Origin of the sequence: Tessaracoccus sp. MC1627, assembly GCF_014164725.1 — a bacterium.
Taxonomy (GTDB): domain Bacteria; phylum Actinomycetota; class Actinomycetes; order Propionibacteriales; family Propionibacteriaceae; genus Arachnia.
In genome coordinates, this window is record NZ_JACJGA010000005.1 from 169,069 (window position 1) to 192,373 (window position 23,305).

Here is a 23,305-nt window from a genome sequence, read left to right on the forward strand (position 1 = left end):
CTCATCCATAGGTCCGGCCCTCGTCGCGCCGGTAGCCCCACAACGCCACGGCCAGGAAGAGCGCGGTGAATGCCAGCAGCACGACGACGTGCAGCGCCTGCGAACCACCCTCAGCCGCACCGATAGTGCCCAGGGCGAGCTGGGCGAAGTGGTAGGGCGGGAGCGCCGGGGCGATCCCCTGCACGAACTCGGGCAGTTGGTGAATCGGGATCCACAACCCCGAGGCGAACGCCATCGGCAGGTAGATCACGTTCAGCAGTGCCGGTGCGGAGTTCGGGCCGACGAGGTAGCCGAAGGCCAGGCCCATGGCTGAGAAGGGCAGCGCCCCGAGGATCAGCACCAGCCCGAGGCCGATCCACTGCGTGGCGGGCATTCGCACACCACCCAGTGTGGCGCCGAGGAGGAACAGTATGCCGATGATCAGCGCGGACACTGCCGTGGCCATGACGACCTTGGCCACGAAGTAGGCCTGAGGGGGCATTGGCGAGACGCGCTTGAGCCGCATCCAGCCCTGCCCGCGTTCGACCGCAACCGAAACGCCGAAGCCGAACAGGGCCGCGCCGATGACACCGAAGGTGCCGTAGGTCACCATCATGTAGGTGGTCGCACCGACTCCACGGGACTCGCCGCCGCCGAAGGCCAACCCGAAGAGCACGTAGAACATCACCGGCAGGGCGATGGTACTCACGGCGAAGATGGGGATGCGGATCAGCTTGAGGAACTCATGGCGGGCCTCGGTGACGTAGATCCGTGCAGGGTGCGATCGAGGCAGCCCCGTGTCGGTAGCCGTATGTGTCGCAGTGTGGGTGGTCATGATGCTGCCTCCGAGTCGCTGGTCAGGGTGAGGAAGGCCTCCTCGAGGCTTGGTTCGGTCACGGTGACGTCGGTGGCAGAGGGGTCACAATCGAGCATCGCGCGGAGTGCGGGCTCGGCGGACCCGACGAGCAGATCGAGCCATGTTCCCTCGCGTGATGCGCGGGCGACGCCGGGCCACTGTCGAGCCACGGACAGGCTCACCGAGCTCTGCACACGGATCCGTCGCCCGGGCACCAGGGCCTTGATCTCAGCGGGCGTTCCCTGGGCGATCACCACGCCGCGGTCGATGACCACGATCCGGTCGGCCAAGGCGTCGGCCTCCTCGAGGTAATGCGTGGTGAGCACGACGCCACGCCCGGACCGGGCCAGCTCGCGCAACGTGGCCCACAGGCCTCGCCGAGCCTCCACATCCAGACCGGTGGTCGGCTCGTCGAACATCAGCAGGTCCGGGTCGCCGGCCAGTGCGATGCCGAACAGCACGCGTCGCTGCTGACCGCCGGAGAGCTCGCCGAACATGCGGTCTTCGAGTCCGTCAAGACCCGCAGCGGCGACGACCTGCGTCATGGGCAGGGGCGCGGGGTAGTAGCCGCGGAACGCGGTGAGGAGTTCACGAACACGCAGAGTGTCGGGTACTCCCGAGGCCTGCAGCATCGTGCCGAGACGCCGTCGTGCCCGTATGTCGCGGGGGTCGTGCCCGAAGAGTCGCGCCGTTCCCGATGTTGGTGCCGTCAGGCCGGTGAGCATCCCGATGGCCGTGGACTTGCCGGCCCCGTTGGGTCCGAGGAAGGCCAGCAGCTCGCCTGCCCGCACTTCCAGATCCAGTCCACAAACGGCCTGGACCGTGGCCGCGCCCTTACCGAACTGCTTGGAGACGCCGAGCAACTCGGCCAGGACGGGGGCGCCGTGGCTGGTGGGCGAGTAGTGGTGTGTCTGCTGCCTGGTGGTCATACCCCAAGGCTCGCACCCTTGGTGTCGCGGCAGTAGTGCACGAAATCATGACCTCGGCATGACAGATGTCATGCGCCCGTGGGGTGCCGGCGCCCGCTGCGACGTCACCGGTCGAGGACCGATCGAGCGTCGGGTGCGCCTGCTCGGCCGTGCTGATTGTCGGTCGAGAACCCAATCCCCCTGGACTCACGCCTCCTTCGTGAGGCGGAACACCCGGAACCGGGCCCGTCGCAGCAAGGCCCCGGTCCCCAGCGCGAAGGACTGCCCCGGCTCGACCTGCCAGTCGGGGAACTCAGCAGGCGCGCCACGAGGTCAGCCTGGGCTCGACCCGCGACCACCCACGGTGTCAGCCCCCCGCGATACAGCAGGTCGTACATGGGTCAAGTATGATCCCCGATCACCGGCAGCACGACCTCGTTGTGTCGCATGAACCATGGCGTCCAGGGCGGGTTGAAGCGGGCGAACCGAGGTGGCCCGCTGGCCTGGAGCCCGGCGTTCGTCACAGCACTGCGGAGTTCCTCCAGGTGCGGCCCGATATGAAGGCCACGAGAACCCGGAAAGCGTCGTTGCCGGCGTCGGTGAACGAGCTGGTCACCTCGACCTCGGCCACCAGATGCGACGGGTAGCGGCGCAACTCGAAGCCCGGAAACCGCTGAAGGACGTCGAAGGGCTGTTGCTCGGTCATGTCGCCAGCGTCACATACTCAAGCCGAACGGCATAGGGGGCGCCGGCGAGTGACGAAACCTGGGCAGCGGTTCCGGGCGACCAGCGCACCGGACCCGGCATGGTCTCGGTGGGAACAAGGCCGGAGCTTGAGGCATCACTAGTTGGTTACTGCCAGAGGCTGGCGATGGGGAGGGCCCAAATGCGTTCGCCGAGCGGGTAACTGGTGGCTCCAGTGTGCAGGACGATGCCGCGATGGAACGTGTCTCCAATATGGTCGCGAAGCCACGCGAGATGTCTGGCGTCGCGGAGCTCCAGGGTGCTTGCGGCTTTGATCTCGATCCCGACGATCTGGCCGGCGGCGGATTCGAGAAGGAGGTCGATCTCGCGGGTCTGGTTTCCGTCTCGAACGTGGTGTGCGGTAACTGCGGGGGTGGCCAGCCTGAGCAGAGGCCGGAGTTGGGCCAGGACGAAGGTGTCGATCAGTCGGCCGATCCGGTCGCCGCTCTTCAGGATGCCGGTTCGGGTGTCTCCTGCGAGATGTGCGGCTAGTCCGGTGTCGATGATGTGATACTTCGGGGTCTTGACCATGCGGTTGAAGCGGTTGGCGGTCCAGGCAGGGAGGCGCTCGATGATCCGCAGGTCCTCAAGCAGATCCAGGTAGGCATTGGCGGTCCGATGGTCGATTCGGGCAGCTCCGGCGAGCGTGGTCAGGGACGGCAACCCGGCGGTGTTCAAGGCGACGGCCCGCAGGAGGGCGCCGAGACCAGCCGGTGAGCGGACCTCGGCGAGGTTGGCAACATCATGGCGGACGAGCTGGTCGATGTAGCCCTCGTACCACGTCGAGCGTGCGAACTCGCTGAGGCCGACGGCGCTGGGGAAGCCGCCGCGGAGGGCGTGGTCGAGATAGTCGACGAGGGTGGGGGCCGCCTCGAGGGTGCCCACGGGTGGGTCCTCGTCGCTGAACCACCTTTCGGGAGCGACCTTGGCCCGGTGCCGGTCATGGAGTTCGCCGACGGTGAGCCCAAACATGGACAACGGGACGACGCGGCCGGTGCCGGGCCAGCAGGCGGAGTCCAGCCTGGCCCGGATGCTGCCGGTCAGGATGAATCGGCCCGCGCCTGGGCGGGCGTCGACCGCGCGTTTCACAGCACCCATCGACTCAGGGACGACCTGCCACTCGTCAATCAGGACCGGCGTGGGTTGGGCGGCGAGCACGGCGTCCGGGGCTGCCCGGAATGCGGCCGCCTCATCGGGGCGGTCCAGGCGCATCACGGACGCCGCCCTGCGCAACGCGGTGGTTGATTTTGCCGCAGCCGCGCGGTCCGGTCAGCATCAATGCTGGCAGTTCCGCGAGGAGCGCGTCGAGCGTCCCGTCGACGTAGCGCGGCGTGTAGACGTCTTCAACGCTCATGGACATTCAGGACATTCACCCTTCCGGCCATCTGATGTCACATCAGCAGGCATGCTGATGTCATTTTTGCAGACCTCTCGATGCGGGTCTGGCGAGAGGTTCCGCCCTCGCCCAATGGAGAGGGCAAGGGCACTGGCAAATGCCCGCAAACTGGGCGATACATCCCGTCGGTGGGGTGGGCTAGTGTCGGCCGATAGACCACACCACCAGCACGACTGCGGGAGGTCACTGACCATGCGCCTATCAGTCCTCGCGGAACCTGGACGCCGCCAGCCCCTGTTCGCTCGCCGGGGTGCCGTCGCCACCTCGCAGCCCCTGGCCGCCGAAGCCGGTCTCACGATCCTGCGCGCCGGCGGAAACGCGGTGGATGCCGCCGTGGCGATGGCCGCCTGCCTGCCGGTAGTCGAGCCCTGCAGCAACGGTCTCGGCTCAGACGCCTTCGCCCTTGTCTGGGACGGAGACCGTCTGCACGGCCTCAATGGGTCCGGCCGGGCGCCGGCGTCGGCCTCGGCCGCACGCCTCCGCGGCCAAGGGCGGGCCACGATGCCTTTACTTGGCTGGGAGGCCGTGACTGTCCCGGGCGCCGTGCGCGCGTGGGCGGACCTGCACGCCCGGTTCGGGCGGCTGCCCTTCTCCGACGTACTACAGCCGGCAATCGCGCTCGCCGCCGAAGGATTCGCGGTGTCTGGCGTGGTCGCATGGGGGTGGCAACGGGGCGTGGCGGCCGCGGCCGAGCAACAGTATGAGCCCAGCGCGTCCGGGTTCGCCCCACTGTTCGCGCCGGGCGGGCGCGCGCCCGCCGTTGGCGAGGTGTGGCGCAGCCCCGAGATGGCCGCGACACTCACCGCCATCGCGGCCAGCCGCGGCGAGGACTTCTACACAGGCGAACTCGCCGCGCGGATCGTGTCGTTCGCACGCACCAGCGGCGGCGGGCTGGCGGCCGACGATCTGGCTGGGCACACGAGCGAGTGGGTGCAGCCGATCAGCGCGCGCTTCCGCGACCACGAGGTCTGGGAGGTGCCGCCGAACGGTCAGGGGATCGCCGCGCTCATCGCCCTCAACGTGCTTGACGGCTTCTCTCCCGCCGAAGCCGCCGACTGGCACCGCCAGGTTGAGGCGGTCAAACTGGCCTTGGCCGACGCCTACGCGCTAGTCGGCGACCCTGCGCTCGTCGACGTGCCTGTCGAGGCCCTGTTGTCGTCCGCCCACGCGGCGCGGCGCCGCGCCGCCATCGGCGCCCGCGCACTGGCCCCCGTTGCGGTGGACCCGCGCGCCTCAGACACGGTCTACCTGTGCGCCGCGGACGGCGGCGGGATGATGGTGAGCTTCATTCAGAGCAACTTCCACGGCTTCGGGGCACAGGTCGTCGTGCCCGGCACGGGCATCTCGCTGCAGAACAGAGGCGCCGGCTTCTCCCTGGAACCGGGGCACCCCAACGAGCTCGCGCCCGGCAAGCGCCCCTTCCACACGATCATCCCCGGCTTCCTCACGCGCGACGGGGCCACCGTGGGCCCGTTCGGGGTCATGGGCGGGCACATGCAGGCCCAGGGGCACGTGCAGTTGGTGCTCCACACCGTTGATGGCCGCGACGACCCGCAGACCGCGCTCGGTCGCCCGCGCTGGTTCTGGGATCCGGCGACGGGCCGGGTCCAGGTTGAGGCGTCTGCGGGCACGGGCACCGTCGGGAAGCTGCGCGCGCGGGGGCACGACGCGGTGGTGGCGCCGCACGCGGCGGTCTTCGGCCGCGGCCAGGCGATCTGGAGGCTTGACCCGGAGAACGACGGCAGTGTCCTGGTCGTCGGGTCCGAGCCTCGCGCGGACGGGTTTCCCCTCGGCTGGTGATGCGCTGTCCAGGCGCCGGCGGCGTCCGTCCTGTGGCGTCGTCTCCGCAGTGCGCAGGTCTGGATCCGCAGTGGGGGAGGGGCTCAATCGGATCCGGGTCGGATGAGGCCGGACTCGTAGGCGACGACCACCGCCTGCACCCGGTCGCGGACGCCGAGCTTCGACAGCACGCGGGCCACATGGGTCTTCACTGTCTCGACGCTGATGAACAGATGCTGGGCGATCTCGTGGTTCGAACGGCCCCGAGCGACCTCGATCAGCACCTCCGCCTCCCGCTCGGTCAGCTGGTCGTAGCCCGGCGGCGGTCCCTGCCGCCCGGCCCGGGTGAACTCCTCGATCAGGCGGCGCGTGATTCGGGGCGCCAGCAACTCCTCTCCACGGGCGGCCGCCCTCACCCCCGCGACCAGCTGCTCTCGAGGCAGGTCCTTCAGCAGGAATCCCGTGGCCCCGGCCAGGAGCGAGTCGTACACCATCTGGGAGCGGTCGAAGGTCGTGAGCATCACCACTTTCGTGCCGGGGAGGTCGTGCGTGATGCGGCGGGTGGCGGCGATCCCGTCGATGCCGGGCATGCGGATGTCCATGAGGACGACGTCCGGCCGCAACAGTTGGGCCGCGCGTACGGCCTGTTCGCCGTCGGGCGCTTCTCCCACCACATCGATGTCCTCCTCGGCGCCGAGGATCATCCTCAGCCCGGCGCGGACCAATTCCTGGTCGTCGGCGACAAGGACGGTGGTCATGCGTGCACTCCTCACGTGCCGGGAGGGAGGCGGTCAGTCGGAAGCCACCCTCCGGCCGTGGTCCGGCCGTCAGCGTGCCGCCGTGAGCGGCCAGTGACTCTCGCAGGCCTGCAAGTCCGGTCCGGGATCCGAGGTCGAACTGGGTGTGGCCGGTGCCGTCGTCGACGACCTCCACCTCGATCCGGTCGCCGGGCAACCGCTCGATCCGGACGCGCACCCTGCTGCCCGTGGCGTGGCGGGCGGCGTTGGTCAGTGCTTCGCGAAGAACCTGCCGCAGGAGTACGGCCACCGGACCGGTCGGCTCCAGGGCGGGGTCCACCGACCACGCGACGTCCAGCCCTCCGCTGGCGGCCAGGCGGTCGAGGGCTGGCCTGTCGAAGGCCGACGCCGGATCGTCGAGCTCGTCGAGGCGGTCACGCAGCTCCGCCATGCACTCTCGAGCGGTCGCGAGCACCGCGACGAGTGCCGCGTCCGGATCCGCGCCAGGGAGGCGCGCAGCGGACGACTGCAGACAGGCGATGGTCATGGCCTGGGCGACGCAGTCGTGCAGGGCTCGCGCCAACTCCAGCCGCGTCGCCGCGACGGCAGCTCGGTGCTCGATCTCTCGGCCCCGCTCAAGCGCTGCCACCTGGTACTCGAGCGTGGCGGCTCGACGCGCGGCGCCCGCCGCAACCCGGCCGGCCAGAACCGCCAGGGTCGCCAGAACCAGCGTCGGGAGCAGGCCCTCCAGGTCGCGCTGGTCGGAGGGAAGGGCCAACACCTGGGCGGCTGGCACCGCCCACGCCAGCCCGAGGGCCACGGACATGCGGCGGCCGTAGGCGCCGGCGGCATACGCCGTCACGACGAGCAGGGCCAGCGTGGTCACGTACAGCGGCAGTGGCGTCAGCGTCGCGGTGATGGTGGCAGACAGGCCCCCCGTCGACGCCAGGACCACGAACGGTCTGGTGCGCCGCCACAACACCGGCGCTGCCGCCATCACGGCGGCCACCACACCGACCCAGGCCGGTAGAGCACCGGGGTGACGCACGACGCTCTCGATGGCGATCGCGGCGCCGATCCCCACCGTCAATGCCACGTCGCGAAGCCCGGGCGGTGCCTGGGTCAGGCCGGCTGCTCCGGAGGGTGGCTCCGGGGCGGATGAGGAGCTCGGCTCCGGGGTGGTGCGGAGAGTCCCCACCGCCCCGCGCAGCTCCATCAGGGCAGCGCGCGCCGCGTCCTCGATGGCCGACAGGGCGTTCGAGATCGTCGGGGCCCCCGGGTGGCTGCGGGCCCCTTCGGCGAGCAGCACCACGGCCCCGACCTGCTCGATGAGGCGCCGGTGGACCCCCGTCTCCACCCGTTCCCGCTCCTCAAGTCTCGCTGCCTCAAGGTCGGCCAGACGTTGTTCCTGGAGCCTTCGTCCGAGCTCGGCCAGATCCGCGATCTGGGCCCGCCGTCGGGACAACGCTGCACCGGCGACGGCAGGCGCCCCCACAGCGAGAAGGAAGAACACCAGGTCGTCGGCGAGGGGGAACTCGTCCGACTGGAGACGCTGGTTGGCCACTGTCAGGCCGACCGCGGCACCTGCGACGGCGAGCGCGCACCATCGCGGCGGGTACCAGGCGCCGAGGAGGTATCCGGCTGCCGCGGCGCCCAGGAGCGCCCACGGCCCTCCGATGAACCAGCCCTCCCCGAGCCAGGCGTCGAGAAGCGCACAGGAAACGACCAGCGACATCAGTGCGATCGCGCCGGCCGGCCTGGCGACACTTCGATCCCACCCGGTCACACTCCGAGGCTAGGCCAAGACGGATCACCGCACATCACCCGGGAGAGGGATGACGCCGGTGCGCGGCCGGCCGGACTCTTGATGGCATGAACACATCACGTATCGCAGTCGTCACCGCTCTGCTCTGCATCGGTGCCTGGACGCTCAAGGCAATCACCGTCAGCCTCGCTGGAGGCCCCAACCTCAGCCCCCTGGAGGACGCACTCTTCCTGGTCGGTCTCGTGGCATCCCTCACGGCGGCGCTCTTCCTGGGCCTGGCGCTCAGCACCGGGCGCCGTGTGGGCGTCCGGGTGCTGGCGGCCCTTGCCAGCATTATCGCCGGCGTCGCGTTCAGCGCCGCGGTTGTTGCCCTGGTGGAGTGGATCCAGCCCGCGGATCCGGGCTGGATCTGGGGCGAGATCAACCTTTGGGTCTTTGCGGCCGTCCTCCTCGCGGCGGCGGTGTGGTCACGCTCGATCCGGCGTGAGGGGACCGGGGACGGCGATACCGGATCACGGTCAGCACAGACGTCGGGCTGAGGTCGGGCGGGCCCACCGACGTGAAGTGGCCGGCGTCGTCCCAGCACGCTCGGCCTGGTCAGCCGGGGGTCGCACCTCCACGCCGCAGTACCAGTGACCAGGTCCAGACTGCCCCGACCAGCGCCAGGAACGCTGCGACGGCCAGTGCGGCAGCGACGCCATGGTCGCGGGCGATGAGACCGAGCAGCAACGGGCCGAGGCCGAGGCCCAGGTCGAGAGCGGCGCTGGCCGTCCCGGCGGCGGCACCACGTTGGTGGGGGGCGGCGGTTGAGAAGACGGCGGTGAAGAACGCTGGGGTACTGAACGCCACACCCACGGCCATGACTGCCGTGCCGAGGAGAAGCCCCGCCGGCGTGGTCCAGGCCGCGACCAGGGCAAGGCCGCCGGCGATCGCGGCCAGGGACGCCGCCCCGAGTGGCAGGGCTGGAAGCCGGTCGGGAACGCGTGCCAGCGTGAGACGGCAGATCACCACCACGAGACCGTAGATCGTGAGGGCCGCGCTGGTGTTGGCCATGCCGATGCGTGTGCTGTGCAGCGAGGCGAACGCCATGAAGCCCCCGGCCGCGAGAATCGAGGCCATCAGTCCCAAGGCTGGCGGAACTGCCGGCAGATGGATCAGGTGACGGGCTCCGTCGGCCGTTGCCGGATCGGGCGTGTGGGTCTCGGAGAGCAGCAGCGCCATGCCTGCGGCGAGGACCATCAGAATGGCTGCCACCACCCAGGTCATGGTGAATCCGGATGCAGCCAGGACCATCGCTCCCAGGGGAGGGCCCATGGCGAGCCCGAGGTAGAGCCCCAGCGAGTTGTAGCTGAGCGCCTCCCCGGTCCGGGCGCGAGGTGCAAGGTCCGCCAGCATCGCGAAACCGGCGACGAAGAACGCCGCCTCGCCGACTCCCTGGAGGAGACGAAACGCGACCACCAGCGCCAGCGTCTCCGCCAAGGGCATCAACGCGAGGCCTGCAGCGCCCACCAGCGCGCCCGCGACCAGCAGCGGCCGCCTGCCAATCTGGTCGGCCAGCCGTCCGGCGAAAGGCCGGAGCAGGAGCGCCATGAGCGCGAAGGCTCCGAACGCCAGACCCGCCCCGGCCTCGTCTGAGCCGACAGGCCCCGTCACGAAGAGCGGGAGGGAGTGGATGGAAACCCCAACCGCGGTGAAGTAGACCAGATCCGCGACCCCCAGAAGGATGAACGCGGGCGTGAAGAGAGGCTCCCTCGCCTCGCGGTTCACGGCATGATCCACCCGTCGAGCCTATCCCCGCGTCGGGACCCCGTGGTCGGTGCGGAAGCTGCGCCACACGTTTTCGAAGAAGTCGTCGTCGCTGGGGATGGGGCGGACGTCGCGCCAGGTGAACTCCGGCACGCCCTCGCCGGACCAGTCCACCTCCTGGGTCACGCCGTCGAGCGCTCCGGCGTCGAGGACGAACCGGAACTCCTCAGGCAGGCCGAGATCCTGGTCCGGCCACGGCAGTTCACCCTCGGGGTCGGTGTAGAGCACGGAGCCACGGGAGTTCCCGCCGTGATCCAGGTAGTCCTTCATGGCGTGAAGGTAGACGTACTGACTCGTGAGGATGTCATGGATGAGGAACAACCGGTTGACGCTGCGCCTCGAGGACTCGTCGATGACCATGAGCTGCTCGTAGCCGGCCAGCCACTGGGTGACCTGCTCCAGCGCCGCCAACACGGACGCGCGGGAGCGCACGAGGCCGGCGTTCAGGCTCATCAGCTCGGTGACCTCGGTGATCAGGCTGCCCGTGTTGTCCTCGGCTCCTGACCGGAAGCGTTCGACGGCGTCGGCCAGCAGCCGCGTCGCCCTCTCCATGCTCGGGATGGCCACGGCATCGAAGCCGTCACCGCCGGGGGGATCCGCCCGGTGCGCGGCGATGAACTGGGCGGCTCGGGTGGCGCCGACCTGGCCGGAGTTGAGCGCCGCCCCGCCCGGACGGTAGACGCCGTGGGCGCCCGCGGCCTCGCCGACGGGGAACAGGCCGTCGATGACGGCGGAGTGCCACCAGTCATCCACGGCGATGCCACCGTTGTTGTGCTGGGCGCACACCGCGATCTCCAGCATGTCCTTCCCCAGGTCGACGCCCGGGTTGCGGCCCAGGTAGAACTGGTAGGACGGGTCATTCATGTGCCGCAGCCGCTGGATTGGCGTGGTGCCGGCGAGATCTGCCGCGCCTGCGCGCTCGAGGTAGACGCGGGCCTGCTCGTCGAGCTGCGCAGCGTCCAGGTCGCCCGCCGGATTGCTGCGGAAGTCGAGGAAGACGCGTCGGCCGCGCATGGCCGTCTCGCGGTAGACGAGCAGGTCGATGATGCTGGACCCGTCACGCGCCTTGCGGATGTCGAAGGGCCACTGGTAGCCCTTGAGGAACACGAGGCTGGCCAGCAGGTTCGGGTCGGCGATGACGTCGGAGAGGAATTCGCGCTCGTCGCCGCCGTCGGCGTCCGTGGACACGAACCGCGGCACCACCTGCATGTACGTCCCGGACACGTTCCAGCGCGGCTTGATCGACGCCATGCCGAACTGCCACTCGGTGAGGTTGTGCCCCCTGGCGCCGTTGCGCAGAGCGGCGCCCGCGCCACCCCACTGGCCGTGCGGGAAGACGGAGTCTGCGTACATGCCGGCGGGGCCGCCGGTGGCCTGGACGACGTTGGTGGCGCGGATCAGCAGGAAGCGCGAGGTTTCCCTCGCCAGCTGCTGGACGAAGGTGCCCCTCGGCTCCGGGGCTGGTGTCTCGCCGAGGTTGGTTTCGACGGTCTCCTCCTCCTGGGCCGGATTGCGGCTGGTGCCGACGTCGGTGCGCAGGAACAGTGCCCCGCGGATCTCGCCGTCCTCGGCGAGGAGGTCGATGAGCCGGCAGTTCCCGATGACCGGGATGTCGAGGGAGCGGATGCGTGCCTCGAGGGACTCCACCATCGACTTGCTGGTGAACGGCCCGACGGAGGTGGCACGCTGGCGCGGGTCGTGGTCGGTTTTGTAGCCGACGAACTCGCCGGAGTGGTTGGCCGGGAACGGGACCCCCGCCTCGATGAGGTGGTAGAAGCAGCGTGCGCTGAGGGCCGCCTCGGCCAGTGCGTTGTCACCGTCCATGGACCCGCCGCTGAACAGCGTCTCCGCCATCGAGCGCACCGAGTCCGGTTCACTCCCGGACAGGGTCAGCTTGTAGTAGGTCTGCTTGTCGGAGCCCGCGTTGCGCGACGCCCCGGCGCGGATCTTGTCAGCCACCATCACCACGTCGGGGGCGCCGAACCCGGCCAGCCGCTCCGCGGCGCAGTACCCGGCCGAGCCGGTGCCGATGACCAGACTGGTGGTGGTGATGACAGGCACGCGCTCTGCGCCGAGGGTCACGTGGGTCAGGGTGGGGGCGGTCACGGCAGGTCCTTCAGAGTCGGGGGAGGTGCATGCCACCGTCGACGTGGATGACGTCTCCGGTGCTGTAGGGCATGGCGCCCGTGGAGAGGGCGGCGACGGCGCTGCCCACATCCGAGGCCTGGCCCCACCGGGGCATGGGCGCGAGGCCCTGGGCGAACAGGGCGTCGTAGCGTTCCGTCACGCCGGCGGTCATGTCGGTGGCGATGACGCCGGGGCGGACCTCGTAGACGGGGATCGCCTCGGGTGCGAGCCGCGCCGCCCACAGCCGGGTGGCCATGGAGACGCCGGCCTTGGAGAGGCAGTACTCGCCGCGGTTGATGGACACCGTCGTGGCCGAGATCGAGGAGACGTTGATGATGGTGCCCCGCACGGGGGCGTCGGCCTCCACGGCCTGAGCCAGCATCTGCCGGGCGACGGCCTGGGTCAGGAAGTAGGGTCCGCGAAGGTTGATCCCCATCACCCGGTCGTAGCTCTCAGGGGTGGCCTCCAGCAGGTCGCGGCGTTCCTCCGGTGCGACGCCGGCGTTGTTGACCAGGACGTCGATCCGGCCGAACCGGGCGACGATGCTTGCGACCAGGCCCGCGTGGGAGTCGACGTCGTCGACGCGGCCCTGAAAGTAGGCCGCCTTGTCCTGCCCGCCAAGCCCTTCGATGAGGCCATCGGGTTCGGGGCGGGTGGCGACCACCGACACACGGAAGTTCTGGCTGATGAGGGCCTGCGAGATGCCGAGGCCGATGCCTCTGCTACCTCCCGTGACCACGGCGACACGATTCATGTTCGCCATTGTTGCTGGATCCACGAGCTTTGGCAAGCGTTTTCCCGGACTAGTCGGTCACGCTGCTGGCGTTGCCGTTGCGGGAGTCTCGGATGACGTGTTGCCATGGCGGAAGGCCTTACCTGTCGACGTCCACAACGCGAGAAACGAAGGAACTGAGAGTGACGACGACCTCGTCGCGCTGCGGGTGAAGGGGAGTGCCGGGCACGCCCGCTGTTGACAACGAAGCTGTCCGCCCCGAGGGGGTTCGGATGGGTCCGCGAAACTGACCCTGGTGTCCTACTCGGGCCAGGGGCGGCGGCAGTACCCTCATCTCACTGGCCTGAGCTGGACGGGCAAGTGCACTCATCAGTCGACAGGAGCCCACGTGCGCACCGCCACCCCTGAGTCGGTCCAATCGCCTCTGGCCCGCCGCGTCGTCGGCGGTGGCCCCGCCGGCCTGGCGGCTGCGGTCTACGGCGCGTCCGAGGGATTGCGCACCGTCCTCGTCGAACGGGAGGCCACCGGTGGACAGGCGGGGATGAGCTCGCGCATCGAGAACTATCTCGGCTTCCCGTCTGGGCTGTCCGGCGGCGACCTGGCCCGCAGGGCGACGACACAGGCCAAGCGTTTCGGCGTCGAGCTGTTGCTGACGCAGGAGGTCTCAGCGCTGCGGACCACCCCCGGGTCCCTGGGAGTGAGCCTCTCGGACGGGACCGAGCTCGGCGCCCATTCGATCGTTCTCGCCACTGGCGTGTCCTACGTGAGGCTCGACGCGCCCGGCCTGGACGAGCTCGTGGGCAGGGGCGTCTACTACGGTGCCGGACTGTCCGAGGTGTCCGCGACCGCCGGGGAGGACGTCTTCGTCGCCGGTGGGGCGAACTCTGCCGGACAAGCCGCGATGCACCTGTCGACCGTGGCGCGCAGCGTCACGATGCTCGTCCGCGGGCAGAGCCTCGCGGCCGGGATGTCGCATTACCTCGTCGAACAGATCGCGCACACCCCCAACATCACCGTCCGGCTGGGCGCCAGCGTGGTGGGGGCCAGCGGTGGGGATCACCTCGAGCAGCTCCTCATCCGCGACGGCGCCACCGGCGAGACCGGGAGCGTGCCCGCCTCCGCGCTCTTCGTCTTCATCGGCGCACGGCCACGCACCCAGTGGCTCACGGGTGTGATCGCCAGTGATGACCGCGGGTTCGTCCTGACCGGCCCGGACGTGGCAGGACAGGACGATTGCGCCTGGCCCCTCGAACGGGACCCGTTCCTGCTCGAGACGAGCGTCCCAGGCGTCTTCGCGGTCGGCGACGTCCGTCACGGGTCCGCAAAGAGGGTTGCGACGGCCGTCGGCGAGGGCGCATCCGCGGTGCTCACCGTCTGGCAGTACCGCACGAGTGTGGGCCTCTGACCACAACCCGGCGGCTCATTGGCAGGTCTGGTCACGTAGTCGGTATCAGACCTGCCAGCTAGCTCTCCGGCCTCACGTTCGGGGCGGTCGGCTCGACCCCAGGGCGAGCTTGAGCTGTTCGACCGCCCAGTCCAGGTCGGCCGCCTCGATCGTCAAGGGCGGTGCGATGCGCACGGTCTGGCCGTGGGTGTCTTTGACCAGCACGCCGCGCTCCAGCAGCCTCAGCGCCACGTCGCGGCCCGTGCCGCGCGACGCCTCGACGTCGACGCCCGCCCAGAGGCCGGCCACCCGGACCTCGGTCAGGCCGTGGCCCAGCAGGTCGTCGAGGAGGGCCTTGAGGTGATGCCCGAGGGCCGTCGCGTGCTCCTGGAACTCGCCGGTGCGGAGCAGTTCGACCACGCGCAGCCCAACGGCCGCGGCGAGCGGGTTCCCGCCGAAAGTCGACCCGTGCTCGCCGGGCCGGAACACGCCGAGGATGTCGCGGTTGCCGACGACGGCCGAGACGGGCAGGATGCCGCCGCCGAGTGCCTTGCCCAGCAGGTAGAGGTCGGGGACGACGCCTTCGCGGTCGCACGCGAAGGTGGTCCCGACGCGGCCGAGGCCGGACTGGATCTCGTCGGCGATGAGGAGCACGTTGTGCTGCGTGCAGAGCTCGCGGACTTCACGCAGGTAGCCCTCGGGCGGGATGATGACGCCGGCCTCGCCCTGGATGGGCTCGATGAGCACGGCTGCGGTGTGGTCGTCGATGGCCGCCTCGATCGCCGCAGAGTCGCCGTACGCCACGATGTCGAAACCGGGGGTGGGCGGCCCGAACCCGTCCCGGGCGAGGGGGTCGTCGCTGAACCCGACGATGGTGGTGGTGCGGCCGTGGAAGTTGCCAGCGGCCACGATGATCCGTGCGGCGTCGGTGGGCACCCCCTTGACGCGGTAGGCCCAGGCGCGGGCGGCTTTGATGCCGGTCTCGACGGCTTCCGCGCCGGTGTTCATCGGTAGGACGAGGTCCTTGCCGCACAGCTCGGCGAGGGCCGTGGCGAAGGCCCCGAGCTGGTCGTTGTGGAACGCCCGGCTGGTCAGGGTGACCCGACCGATCTGCGCGACGGCCGCTGTCACCAGCTCGGGGTGGCGGTGCCCGAAATTGAGGGCGGAGTAGGCCGACAGCAGGTCGAGGTAGCGCCTGCCCTCGACATCGGTCACCCAGACGTCCTCGGCGGTCGAGACGACCACCGGGAGTGGGTCGTAGTTGTGTGCCAGATGCTCGCTTTCCTCGTGGATCAAGTGCGTCGTCGCTGTGTCGGGATTCGTCTTGGTGCTCATGGTCTGCCTCCTCGCAGGGTCAGGGTGCAGCATTTGATCCCGCCGCCGCCGAGGTGCAGCTCGGACACGTCGACGTGGATCGGGTGGTAGCCGCGCTCGCGCAACTGGGCGTCGAGGCGGGTGACGGGCGGCGACAGGACGACGTTGCGGCCGTCGCTAACCGCGTTGAGCTCGAGGCTCGCGGGATCGGCGGCGGGGACGCGGATCGCGTCTGGGAACCGCTCGAGGAGCTCGCGCTGGCCGCGCTGGTCGAAGGCCGACGGCAGGTAGGCGATGTTCGCCTTCTCGACACCACCTGGGCCCTGCACCGGGTCGAGGACGCAGACGGCGGTGTCGAGGTGGTAGTAGGTGGGGTCGACCAGCCGCAGCGAGACGACCTCGCGTCCGAACACGTCCGCGACCTCGGCGTGGCTGTCCAGCTGGGACCGGAAGCCGTAGCCGGCGAGGATCGTCTCGCCCACCAGCAGGAGGTCGCCCTCGCCCTCCTGGATGGCGAACGGCTCGACGACGTCGAACCCGTGGGCCGCGAACCACTCCCGGAACGGGCGCTCCTCACCCCGCCGCTCACCGACGGCGAACCGGGCGCCCAGGGCCACGCCGTCGATGACGAGTCCCCCGTTGGCCGTGTAGACCATGTCGTCCAGGCCGGGGATCGGGTCGATGAGGTCGACCTCGTGACCGAGGCCCAGGTACGTGTCGTGGAGCGCCTGCCACTGCCGCACCGCCTTGGCCGTGTCGGTCGCGCGCGTGCGGTTCATCCAGGGATTGATCTCGTAGTTGACTGTGAAGTAGTCCGGCCGGCACATCAGGTACCGGCGTCGCTGCTGGATCCGGTCTTGAGAAGGCATCTCGCTCCCCACCGAGTGCGGACGGCGGACGCTGTCCTGGGGCCCGGCGGCACTTCGACCCGCGGCCTGGCCGCGAGGAAGAGGCGACACGAGCACGCCTGGCTCCATTATTCCATCGAACGGGCACCTCCCAGGAGGTTCATTTCGATCCTCCACGCTCCGCGCCGTCGATCGCCTCGATCAGGCGGGCGCGTTCCCTGTCGATCCACTGCCGGCCGCTGTAGGCCTGAACGAATCTCTCGGCGAACTCGACGGGGTCCTCGCCCACGATCGCGCGCACCGGCGTGCCGTCCACCGCGGCGCGTTCCCAGAGCTCGACATGGTCGCCCATCATCGTCATGAGGGTGGCGCCGTCGGTGACGCCCCCGTAGTACGTGAGATACCGCTGCAGCGCCTTCGCGGCGCTGGCTCAAGGCTCGGGAACCGAGCCCGAACCCATCAGGACGCTCGTCGAAGTGGTGCGCGGCCTGGTCGTCGCGGCTCGCGACAACCATTGAGCCATCCTGGATCACGCCCAGGCGAACACCGGCCCGAACGCCACGCCAACCACGACCGCCCAGGCCAGATACACCGGCAGATAGCCCGTCTGCCAACGCTCGAGATCGGCGTAGGGGCGACGACCCCGCAGGAAGCCGACCAGCAGGACCACGGACCCGACGAGGTTGACCAGCAGCAGTGCGTTCAAGCCCAGCGAGGCCACCTTGTTGGGGCTGAACCCGAAGGCGCCGATGCGGCCCAGCATCGCCACCAGCACGTAGGCATCGACGACGATCGCGCTTCCGAGCAGCACAACCTGAAGCCACTCGAAGGCGCCCGGCGGGGTCAGCGGGTCGCGGGCCGACACCGAGTAGAGCAGCAGTGCCAGCACCACGATGAGCACCAGATCGAAGACGATGAGCAGCTCGCGGTCCACGGTGCGTAGGTCGCCCTGCCAGATCGCGGCCGCCCCGAACGCCAGCAGCATCACGGCGAAAAGGGGCGTGAACACCCTTGTCAGGACCGGTGCCATGTTCTCGATGACGCCCTGCTTGGCGCCCACCAGCCAGGCCGCCACCAGCACGGCCCCGGCCGCGCCGCACGGGAGGACCCACGAGAAGATGGCGGTCTCGGTGTCCACCCCGATGGTGCTGAACACGCCGGCGGTGAGCCCGAGCAGGACGCCGCCCCCGAGCCCGATCAGCACGTAGTAGATGAACCATTCGCCCGTGAACCGGACGTAGTCCATCCTGGCCCGGTCCGAGCGCCAGTCGCCGCCGGCATGGGCCACGCCGAGCAGCAACCACAGGGCGACGGGGAGGTGGAGTGCGGCCAGGATCTCGGTCGCGGACTCGGCCGCGAACGGGTAGAGGTTCAGGACCAGCGCGGATGCCACCACCGCCACGCCCACGAGCGCCAGGAGGCGGGCGCGCATCCGCGGCTCGACGGCGGCGCGCCACACGAAGAAGCCGGCCAGGAAGGGCAACACCAGGAGCGGGAGGTTCTTGACGTAGTGCTCCGGGTTCTCCTCCAGCCCGATCCCGAACAGTGCGGGGACCTTGACCGCGACAGCCGCCGCGACACCCAGGCCCAGCGCCACCCCGAGCCCCCGTCGACCGGCGGTGGCGGAGTCCGCCGAGCCCACCACCAGCTGCTTCCACAACCTGTCCGAGTGCTCCTGGGCGTACTCGCGCGACAGTGCGTCCACCTCTCCCAGGCGCCCGACGGCGATGAGGAACGCCTCGTCCTCGGACAGCCCGACGCCACGCAGGTCTGCCATCTCATCGCGCAGGTGCGACTCCAACTCGTCGACGTCGGCCGTACTGATCGCCGCGCGGCGTCCGACGAAGCCGCGCCAGGACTCGATGCGGGCCTCGACGTCGGAGGGGATGTGTTCGGCGCTCATGCGGGGGCACCTCCCGCGACGAGGGTGCCGGGGTGGGCGGCGGCGGCGGTCCACACCTGCCGGAGCGCCTCGCTCACCACGCGCCACTGTTCCCCGTGCTCGGCCAACGCGGCCCTGCCGTCGGCCGTGATCCGGTAGTGCTTGCGCCGGCGCCCCTCGCTGGAGGTGTGCCAGCCCGCCTCGACGTAGCCGAGGCGCTCGAGGCGGTGGAGGAGTGGGTAGAGCATGCCCTCGGTCCAGGCGAGTTCGCCGCCGGACAGCTCGCCGACGCGTTTCAGGATCGCGTAGCCGTACGACTCGCCCTCGGCGAGGATCCCCAACACGAGCGGCGTCGCCGCCGCCGCCACCAGGTCTTTGCCTACCCTCACAATGCACTCCTTCGAAGCCTAGAACTGCAAGGTATCGCAGCAATGCCTAGAGGTGCAAGGTGTGGGCCGTTGTTGCGAGCGTGCGCTGCGGTTCTAGGACCGCCTCTCGCGACGTCGGCGGGCGATGACCACCGCGACCACCACCGCTGCCAGGGCGGTGCTTACCAGCGTTGCCAGTCCAAGCTCCGGCGCGCCGGCCCACAGCGAGGCGATCGGCACCCGGCATCCCAGCCGCGCCGGCGCGTACCCCCACCACAGCGCCATTGCCGCCGCCGCCCCCACCACGGCGACGAGCGAGCGCGCCACACTGCGCCGTCGTCCGAGCAGCGGAACCACCGAGAGGCTCTGCGCCAGCAGTGAGCCCAGAACCAGTAGGGCCGCGTTGGCCTCGACGGGGTTGAACGACGGCGGGGGAGCCGGCGTCCCCAGCGTGAGGTGCAGGAGCTCGGACTGGAACCGCGCCCAGCGCGTGGTGTCCAGGCCCGCCCCCGTGTTGGTCACCGCGACAACGCCGAACCCGAGCGTGGGGCATGCCAGCAGGTAGGACTGGGACCGGTAGGTGCTGCCCAGATGGTCGACGCAGATGGGAAGGGACTCGCCGTCGAGGCTGGCGTCGAGCGGATCCCCGACGTTGCCCCTCAGCTCCCACAGAGGGCGGACCACCCACCCCGACCCGTACTGCGAGTAGGCGCTGACGGTGGCGAGCGGCTCGCGGGCGGCGGCCAGCACGCCGTCGGGAAGGGTGGAGGTCACCGTGCCGAGGTGGGCCCCCACCAGCAGGGTCAGATCGCCTGCCGTTGACACCTGGAATGCCGACGGCACCGCTCCCGGCGTGCAGGGGCACGGCGTCGGCGCGGTGAGCAGCTCGAACCACGGATGGTGCCCGGCCGCCACCCCGTCGACGGCGCCGGGTGTCGCGGTGGCGCTGGTGTGGTCCAGGCCCAACGGTCCGTAGACCAGCCTCTCCATGGCGCGCTCGAACGGTTCGCCGGTCACCTCCTCGACGACGGCGCCGAGCAGGTCGTAGTTGCTGTTGGAGTACGCGTAGGTGCCGGGCGGCTGGTCCGGCCGGGTTCCCGCGAGGGCGTCCGCGTTCTCCGCGATCGAAGCCGGCCTCCCCGGCCACCACCCCCACTGGCCCAGCCCGGCTGTGGTGGAGAGGCCTGAGGTGTGCCCGAGCAGGTCAGCGATGGTCACGGCGCCGAGCGTTCCCTCCGCGTCGGGCCAGTCGGGGAATACGTCGCAGACTCGGGTGTCGAGGCTGAGGTGCCCGTCGGCGATCAGCCGCTGGATGGCGAGCGCCGTGAACTGCTTGCTGGTGGAGCCCAGCACGAAGGGGGTTTCGCCGGTCACCGGGCGGCCGTCCCCGGCGGTGCCGAGGTAGCTCTCCTGGTACACGTCCCCATCGCGGACGACGACGACGGCCAGCCCGGCCAGCCGCAACTCGTCAGCCCTGCGCTCGACGAAGTCTCCGATCTCGCTTGGGCTCGCCCAGTGGTCCGCCGACGCGGGGGCGGGCGTCAACGGTTCCTGCGCCACGGCCACCCGCACCATGCCCAGGACCAATGCGGCGATGCCAAGCCAGACGATCAGCGCGCCAGCCAGTAGGCCCGGCCGGCGCCTGGTCGTGGTGGGCGACGGCGGGTTGAGGCTGTCCGCGGGGCCCGCGTCGTCGTCGACGGGGAGCACTCCCTTCATACCTCCAGCGTCGCCACCCGTGAGCCTGGGGTCAATACCCCAACCTGGCGGGGGTCTGGCCTGGTGGCTTGGTTTCACGGACCGGGACGGGTCGGAGATTCAGCCCTGCCCCACCTTGGCGGCCGCCTCGCGCAATCCGTCGGCGCCCAGGGCGCCGTTGATGACCTCGACCTCGCCGTCGGGGCTCAGCAGCGCGAAGGCCGGCTGGTAGACCACGCCGTACTCGCGCCAGAGTGCGCCGTCGGAGTCGACGAGATGTGTCAGTGCGCCGGTCGCGGTGTCGTCGAGGAAGTCCTCCATCTCCGGCACCTCGCCACGTCCGGGGACCCCGATCAGGGTCACGGGGGAGCCCGCCGCGTCAAGCTCAGCGACCACCTCATTGATGTGCGGTGCCTCAGCGCGGCAGACGGTGCACCACGGGGCCCAGAACCAGAGGATGACTGGCTGGCCTTCGATTGTCGCGGGGTCGAAGGTGCCGCCGTCGAGGGTGGTCACGGCGAGGTGCGCCAGCGAGGCCGCCGGGGCCGACGGCGCGCTCGAGGTGGCCACCGGGGACTCCTCGCTGTCGGTCCCCGCTGATTCCTCGGTGCTCCCGGCTGGAGAGGATTGGGCGCTCACAGCAGGCGAGGCCGGACTGGTCTCCGCCGACGATGTGCCTGCGTCGGTGGTCTGAGCGGCGCAGGCGCCGGCGAACAGCGTGAGGACGAGCGCGGCTACGAGGGCGAAGCGGTTCACGACGGAGACCTCCAATGGTGTCTAGTCACAACAACGAACCACCCCCTGTTCTGATTCCGCGCCATCGCCGGAATCTTTCGCGTGGGACGGGGGTTGGACGAGGTGTCGGTCATCCCTGAGAGAGCAGGCCCCATGCGTGTCCCCCCAGTGTGCGTCGAAGCCGCGTCATGACCGCCGACCTGCTCCCCGCGCTGGCGCTTGCCGTCTCAGCTGGGGCCATCGCCGCGTTCAACCCGTGCGGGTTCGCGATGCTGCCCGCCTACCTTGCGCTCTTCCTCGGGGAGCAGTCTGGCCGCCGGGCCGCCGTCGCCCGCGCACTGGGTGTCGGGGTCGCGGTCACGGTTGGCTTCGTCCTTGTCTTCGGAGTGGCCGGGCTCCTGATCACGATCCTGTCGGTGGGGCTGGGGGACTGGCTGAGCGTGGTGACCGCAGCCTCCGGGCTCCTCCTCATGGTCGCGGGGACGTTCATGCTCGCCGGGAAGGAGTTGGCCCTGCATCTTCCGCGGGCGCGGCTCTCGGTGGACGGAAGCCCGCGGGGGATGGTCGCTTACGGCGTCATCTATGCGACGGTGTCCCTCTCGTGCACCCTGCCGGTGTTTCTCGCCGCCGTCGTCTCCGCCTTTTCCCTCTCGGGGAACTCGCCGCTGGTGGGTGTGGTCGCCCTGCTGGGGTACGCGTTCGGCATGGGTGCGGTCCTGTCGGTGCTGGCTCTGGTCACCGCACTCCTGGGCGCTGGAGCGTCTGGGAGGTTTCACGCGTTGGCGCCCCACGTCAAGAGGCTGTCGGGGGCGTTCCTGGTTCTGGCGGGCGCCTACGTGACCTGGTACGGCTGGGTTGAGTACCGCGCCTTCCAGGGCGACCTGATCACGGGCGGTCCGGTCGCTTGGGTCAGCGCGGCGTCGTCGCGCGTGGGGGCGTGGATCGCGGGCGCGGGTCCCGGCCTCGTCGTGGTGGCGGCCGCACTGTTGGCTGGGGCGGTGGTGATCAGCCTGCTGCGCCGTCGCCGGAGCCTCGCGGAGGACTCGCCTCGGACTTCTCAGGGGCCGACAAGCTCGCCCGAGCGGTAGACCGCCTTCACGTGGTGCAGTGCCTCCGCGCCGGCCTCCAGGTTCCCGTCGACGACGAGGAGGTCGGCCGTGTGACCGGGGCGGAGCCGGCCGATCGAGTCCCCGAGGCCGATCGCGTCGGCCGCGATGGAGGTGGCCCCGCGGAGCGCCGGGGTGAGACCCAGGAGTCGGGCCACCTCCGTAACCGCGTACGGCTGGACGTTGAACGGCTTGGACGGCGCGATGCCCGCGTCCGTGGCCACAGCGATCCGCACCCCAGCCTCGTGCATGCGGCGCGCATGAGCCAGGACCAACGGCAGCACCGCCGCCAATCGGGGCGGCAGCTGCCCCCCTGGGAGCGAACCCGCTGTGCCGACGGCGAACACCCCCGCCTCGACCATCCGGCGGACCAGGTCCGGACGGTCGGCGACGGAGTCCGCCGTCATGAACGAGGCGTGCTCGACGGTGTCCACCCCGGCGATGAGCGCCGACTCGATCCCCTCCACCCCGTGCCCGTGTGCGGCGACGGGGAGCCCGAAGCCGTGGGCCGTCTCCACCAGGGCCCGCAGCTCCGCACGAGTGAACTGCGCCTCGTGAGGTAGCGAGCCCGGCGTCACGTTGCCGCCAGTGGCCATCACCTTGATGACGTCACATCCACGCTCCGCCCGCTCCGTGACCGCGGCCCGAATCGCGTCCACCCCACCGACAGCACCCCCGAGGAACCAGCAGTGGCCTCCCACGCTGGTCAGCGGCGGTCCGGAGGCGAGCAGCCTCGGTCCGGCGGACGGGTCGGCGGCCGTCTCGGCCCTCAGTCGCAGCGACACGTACCCGCGGTCGCCGAGGTCGCGCACCGTCGTGGTCCCGCCGGCCAGCGCCTGCCGCGCGTTCGCACGGGCCCGCACCAGCAGTTCGTCGTCGGTGGCCGTCGTCAACCACGTGACCGGATCAGTGCTGCAGTCCCAGGTCACATGCTGGTGGGTGTCGATGAGGCCGGGAAGCAGCGTGGAGTCCGGGCCGTAGTCGACGAGCACGACATCCTGCCCGTAGGCGGTGCCGTCAGAGATGGCGACAATGCGCTTCCCGTCGACGACGACGTCGCGTCCGGTGTGGAAGCGGTCCCCGTCGAAGATGCGTCCTGCCCGTACCACCGTGATGGTCATCCCGCCTCCTGGCCCTCGA

At 70.2% G+C, this 23,305-nt stretch carries 22 protein-coding genes and 1 pseudogene; 4 read left to right on the forward strand and 19 right to left on the reverse strand.

The window, feature by feature from the left end:
* Position 1 precedes the first annotated feature (1 nt).
* From H5399_RS11885 to H5399_RS11905, 6 genes are all read right to left on the reverse strand, one after another.
* A complete protein-coding gene (locus tag H5399_RS11885; RefSeq protein WP_182783261.1) occupies positions 2–814 on the reverse strand; it encodes an ABC transporter permease in 813 nt (270 codons plus the stop codon).
* Positions 811–1,764 carry an ABC transporter ATP-binding protein gene (locus tag H5399_RS11890; RefSeq protein WP_182783262.1) on the reverse strand — a complete coding sequence of 318 codons (954 nt, stop codon included), beginning with the start codon at positions 1,762–1,764 and terminating at the stop codon, positions 811–813. The genes H5399_RS11885 and H5399_RS11890 overlap by 4 nt, the downstream gene beginning before the upstream one ends.
* 380 nt (positions 1,765–2,144) lie before the next feature.
* On the reverse strand, positions 2,145–2,267 hold the full coding sequence (locus H5399_RS18570) for a hypothetical protein (protein WP_370585764.1): 123 nt from the start codon (positions 2,265–2,267) through the stop codon (positions 2,145–2,147).
* Entirely contained in the window at positions 2,264–2,449 is a 186-nt protein-coding gene (locus tag H5399_RS17605) for a heme-binding protein (RefSeq protein WP_220489467.1), read from the reverse strand. Before H5399_RS17605 ends, H5399_RS18570 begins: the two co-directional genes overlap by 4 nt.
* Positions 2,450–2,595: 146 nt before the next feature.
* Positions 2,596–3,699 (reverse strand): ATP-binding protein, encoded by a 1,104-nt coding sequence (locus H5399_RS11900; protein ID WP_255422301.1) that lies wholly within the window; start codon positions 3,697–3,699, stop codon positions 2,596–2,598.
* Positions 3,677–3,847: a hypothetical protein gene (locus H5399_RS11905; RefSeq protein ID WP_182783264.1), complete on the reverse strand. Its 171-nt coding sequence runs from the start codon at positions 3,845–3,847 to the stop codon at positions 3,677–3,679. The genes H5399_RS11900 and H5399_RS11905 overlap by 23 nt, the downstream gene beginning before the upstream one ends.
* Positions 3,848–4,075: 228 nt before the next feature.
* Here H5399_RS11905 and H5399_RS11910 point away from each other — a divergent pair, with 228 nt between their 5' ends.
* Positions 4,076–5,683: a gamma-glutamyltransferase family protein gene (locus H5399_RS11910; protein ID WP_182783265.1), complete on the forward strand. Its 1,608-nt coding sequence runs from the start codon at positions 4,076–4,078 to the stop codon at positions 5,681–5,683.
* Between the two features lie 83 nt (positions 5,684–5,766).
* Here the strand turns inward: H5399_RS11910 and H5399_RS11915 are convergent, their stop codons facing one another.
* Positions 5,767–6,420: a response regulator transcription factor gene (locus H5399_RS11915; protein ID WP_182783266.1), complete on the reverse strand. Its 654-nt coding sequence runs from the start codon at positions 6,418–6,420 to the stop codon at positions 5,767–5,769.
* A 73-nt stretch (positions 6,421–6,493) separates the two neighbouring features.
* Positions 6,494–8,134: pseudogene (locus H5399_RS18575) on the reverse strand (ATP-binding protein); the annotation flags it as partial.
* 137 nt (positions 8,135–8,271) lie between these two features.
* On the opposite strand from H5399_RS18575, the gene H5399_RS11925 reads away from it, so the two are divergent.
* On the forward strand, positions 8,272–8,703 hold the full coding sequence (locus H5399_RS11925) for a hypothetical protein (protein WP_182783267.1): 432 nt from the start codon (positions 8,272–8,274) through the stop codon (positions 8,701–8,703).
* Between the two features lie 58 nt (positions 8,704–8,761).
* Here H5399_RS11925 and H5399_RS11930 read toward each other — a convergent pair whose 3' ends face one another.
* From H5399_RS11930 to H5399_RS11940, 3 genes are read right to left on the reverse strand one after another with little or no spacing between them, the layout of a single operon-like run.
* Positions 8,762–9,943 carry an MFS transporter gene (locus tag H5399_RS11930; protein ID WP_182783268.1) on the reverse strand — a complete coding sequence of 394 codons (1,182 nt, stop codon included), beginning with the start codon at positions 9,941–9,943 and terminating at the stop codon, positions 8,762–8,764.
* Positions 9,944–9,952: 9 nt separating this feature from the next.
* The gene (locus H5399_RS11935; protein ID WP_220490980.1) at positions 9,953–12,076 is read right to left on the reverse strand and encodes an FAD-binding protein; all 2,124 of its coding nucleotides are present in this window, start codon (positions 12,074–12,076) and stop codon (positions 9,953–9,955) included.
* A 10-nt stretch (positions 12,077–12,086) separates the two neighbouring features.
* On the reverse strand, positions 12,087–12,851 hold the full coding sequence (locus H5399_RS11940; protein ID WP_182783270.1) for a 3-ketoacyl-ACP reductase: 765 nt from the start codon (positions 12,849–12,851) through the stop codon (positions 12,087–12,089).
* 367 nt (positions 12,852–13,218) lie between these two features.
* On the opposite strand from H5399_RS11940, the gene H5399_RS11945 reads away from it, so the two are divergent.
* The gene (locus H5399_RS11945; RefSeq protein WP_220490981.1) at positions 13,219–14,235 is read left to right on the forward strand and encodes an FAD-dependent oxidoreductase; all 1,017 of its coding nucleotides are present in this window, start codon (positions 13,219–13,221) and stop codon (positions 14,233–14,235) included.
* A 72-nt stretch (positions 14,236–14,307) separates the two neighbouring features.
* Here H5399_RS11945 and rocD read toward each other — a convergent pair whose 3' ends face one another.
* The 7 genes from rocD to H5399_RS11980 form a co-directional block, all read right to left on the reverse strand.
* A complete protein-coding gene (gene rocD / locus H5399_RS11950; protein ID WP_182783271.1) occupies positions 14,308–15,549 on the reverse strand; it encodes an ornithine--oxo-acid transaminase in 1,242 nt (413 codons plus the stop codon).
* Positions 15,546–16,397 carry a dimethylargininase gene (gene ddaH, locus H5399_RS11955; protein ID WP_182783272.1) on the reverse strand — a complete coding sequence of 284 codons (852 nt, stop codon included), beginning with the start codon at positions 16,395–16,397 and terminating at the stop codon, positions 15,546–15,548. Before ddaH ends, rocD begins: the two co-directional genes overlap by 4 nt.
* Positions 16,398–16,536: 139 nt before the next feature.
* Complete coding sequence (locus H5399_RS11960; protein WP_220490993.1) at positions 16,537–16,788, reverse strand: DUF1048 domain-containing protein; 252 nt, start codon at positions 16,786–16,788, stop codon at positions 16,537–16,539.
* Positions 16,789–16,905: 117 nt separating this feature from the next.
* Positions 16,906–18,279, reverse strand: coding sequence for a permease prefix domain 1-containing protein (locus H5399_RS11965; RefSeq protein ID WP_182783273.1), 1,374 nt, complete (start codon positions 18,277–18,279; stop codon positions 16,906–16,908).
* The gene (locus H5399_RS11970) at positions 18,276–18,647 is read right to left on the reverse strand and encodes a PadR family transcriptional regulator (protein ID WP_182783274.1); all 372 of its coding nucleotides are present in this window, start codon (positions 18,645–18,647) and stop codon (positions 18,276–18,278) included. The genes H5399_RS11965 and H5399_RS11970 overlap by 4 nt, the downstream gene beginning before the upstream one ends.
* 93 nt (positions 18,648–18,740) lie before the next feature.
* The gene (locus H5399_RS11975; protein ID WP_182783275.1) at positions 18,741–20,345 is read right to left on the reverse strand and encodes a serine hydrolase; all 1,605 of its coding nucleotides are present in this window, start codon (positions 20,343–20,345) and stop codon (positions 18,741–18,743) included.
* A gap of 99 nt (positions 20,346–20,444) precedes the next feature.
* Positions 20,445–21,080 (reverse strand): redoxin domain-containing protein, encoded by a 636-nt coding sequence (locus H5399_RS11980; RefSeq protein ID WP_182783276.1) that lies wholly within the window; start codon positions 21,078–21,080, stop codon positions 20,445–20,447.
* A 167-nt stretch (positions 21,081–21,247) separates the two neighbouring features.
* Between H5399_RS11980 and H5399_RS11985 the strand changes: the two genes are divergently transcribed.
* Positions 21,248–22,147 carry a cytochrome c biogenesis CcdA family protein gene (locus tag H5399_RS11985; RefSeq protein ID WP_182783277.1) on the forward strand — a complete coding sequence of 300 codons (900 nt, stop codon included), beginning with the start codon at positions 21,248–21,250 and terminating at the stop codon, positions 22,145–22,147.
* On the opposite strand, the gene H5399_RS11990 is transcribed toward H5399_RS11985, so the two are convergent.
* The gene (locus H5399_RS11990; protein WP_220490982.1) at positions 22,117–23,286 is read right to left on the reverse strand and encodes an amidohydrolase family protein; all 1,170 of its coding nucleotides are present in this window, start codon (positions 23,284–23,286) and stop codon (positions 22,117–22,119) included. The genes H5399_RS11985 and H5399_RS11990 overlap by 31 nt on opposite strands.
* Between the last annotated feature and the right edge of the window lie 19 nt (positions 23,287–23,305).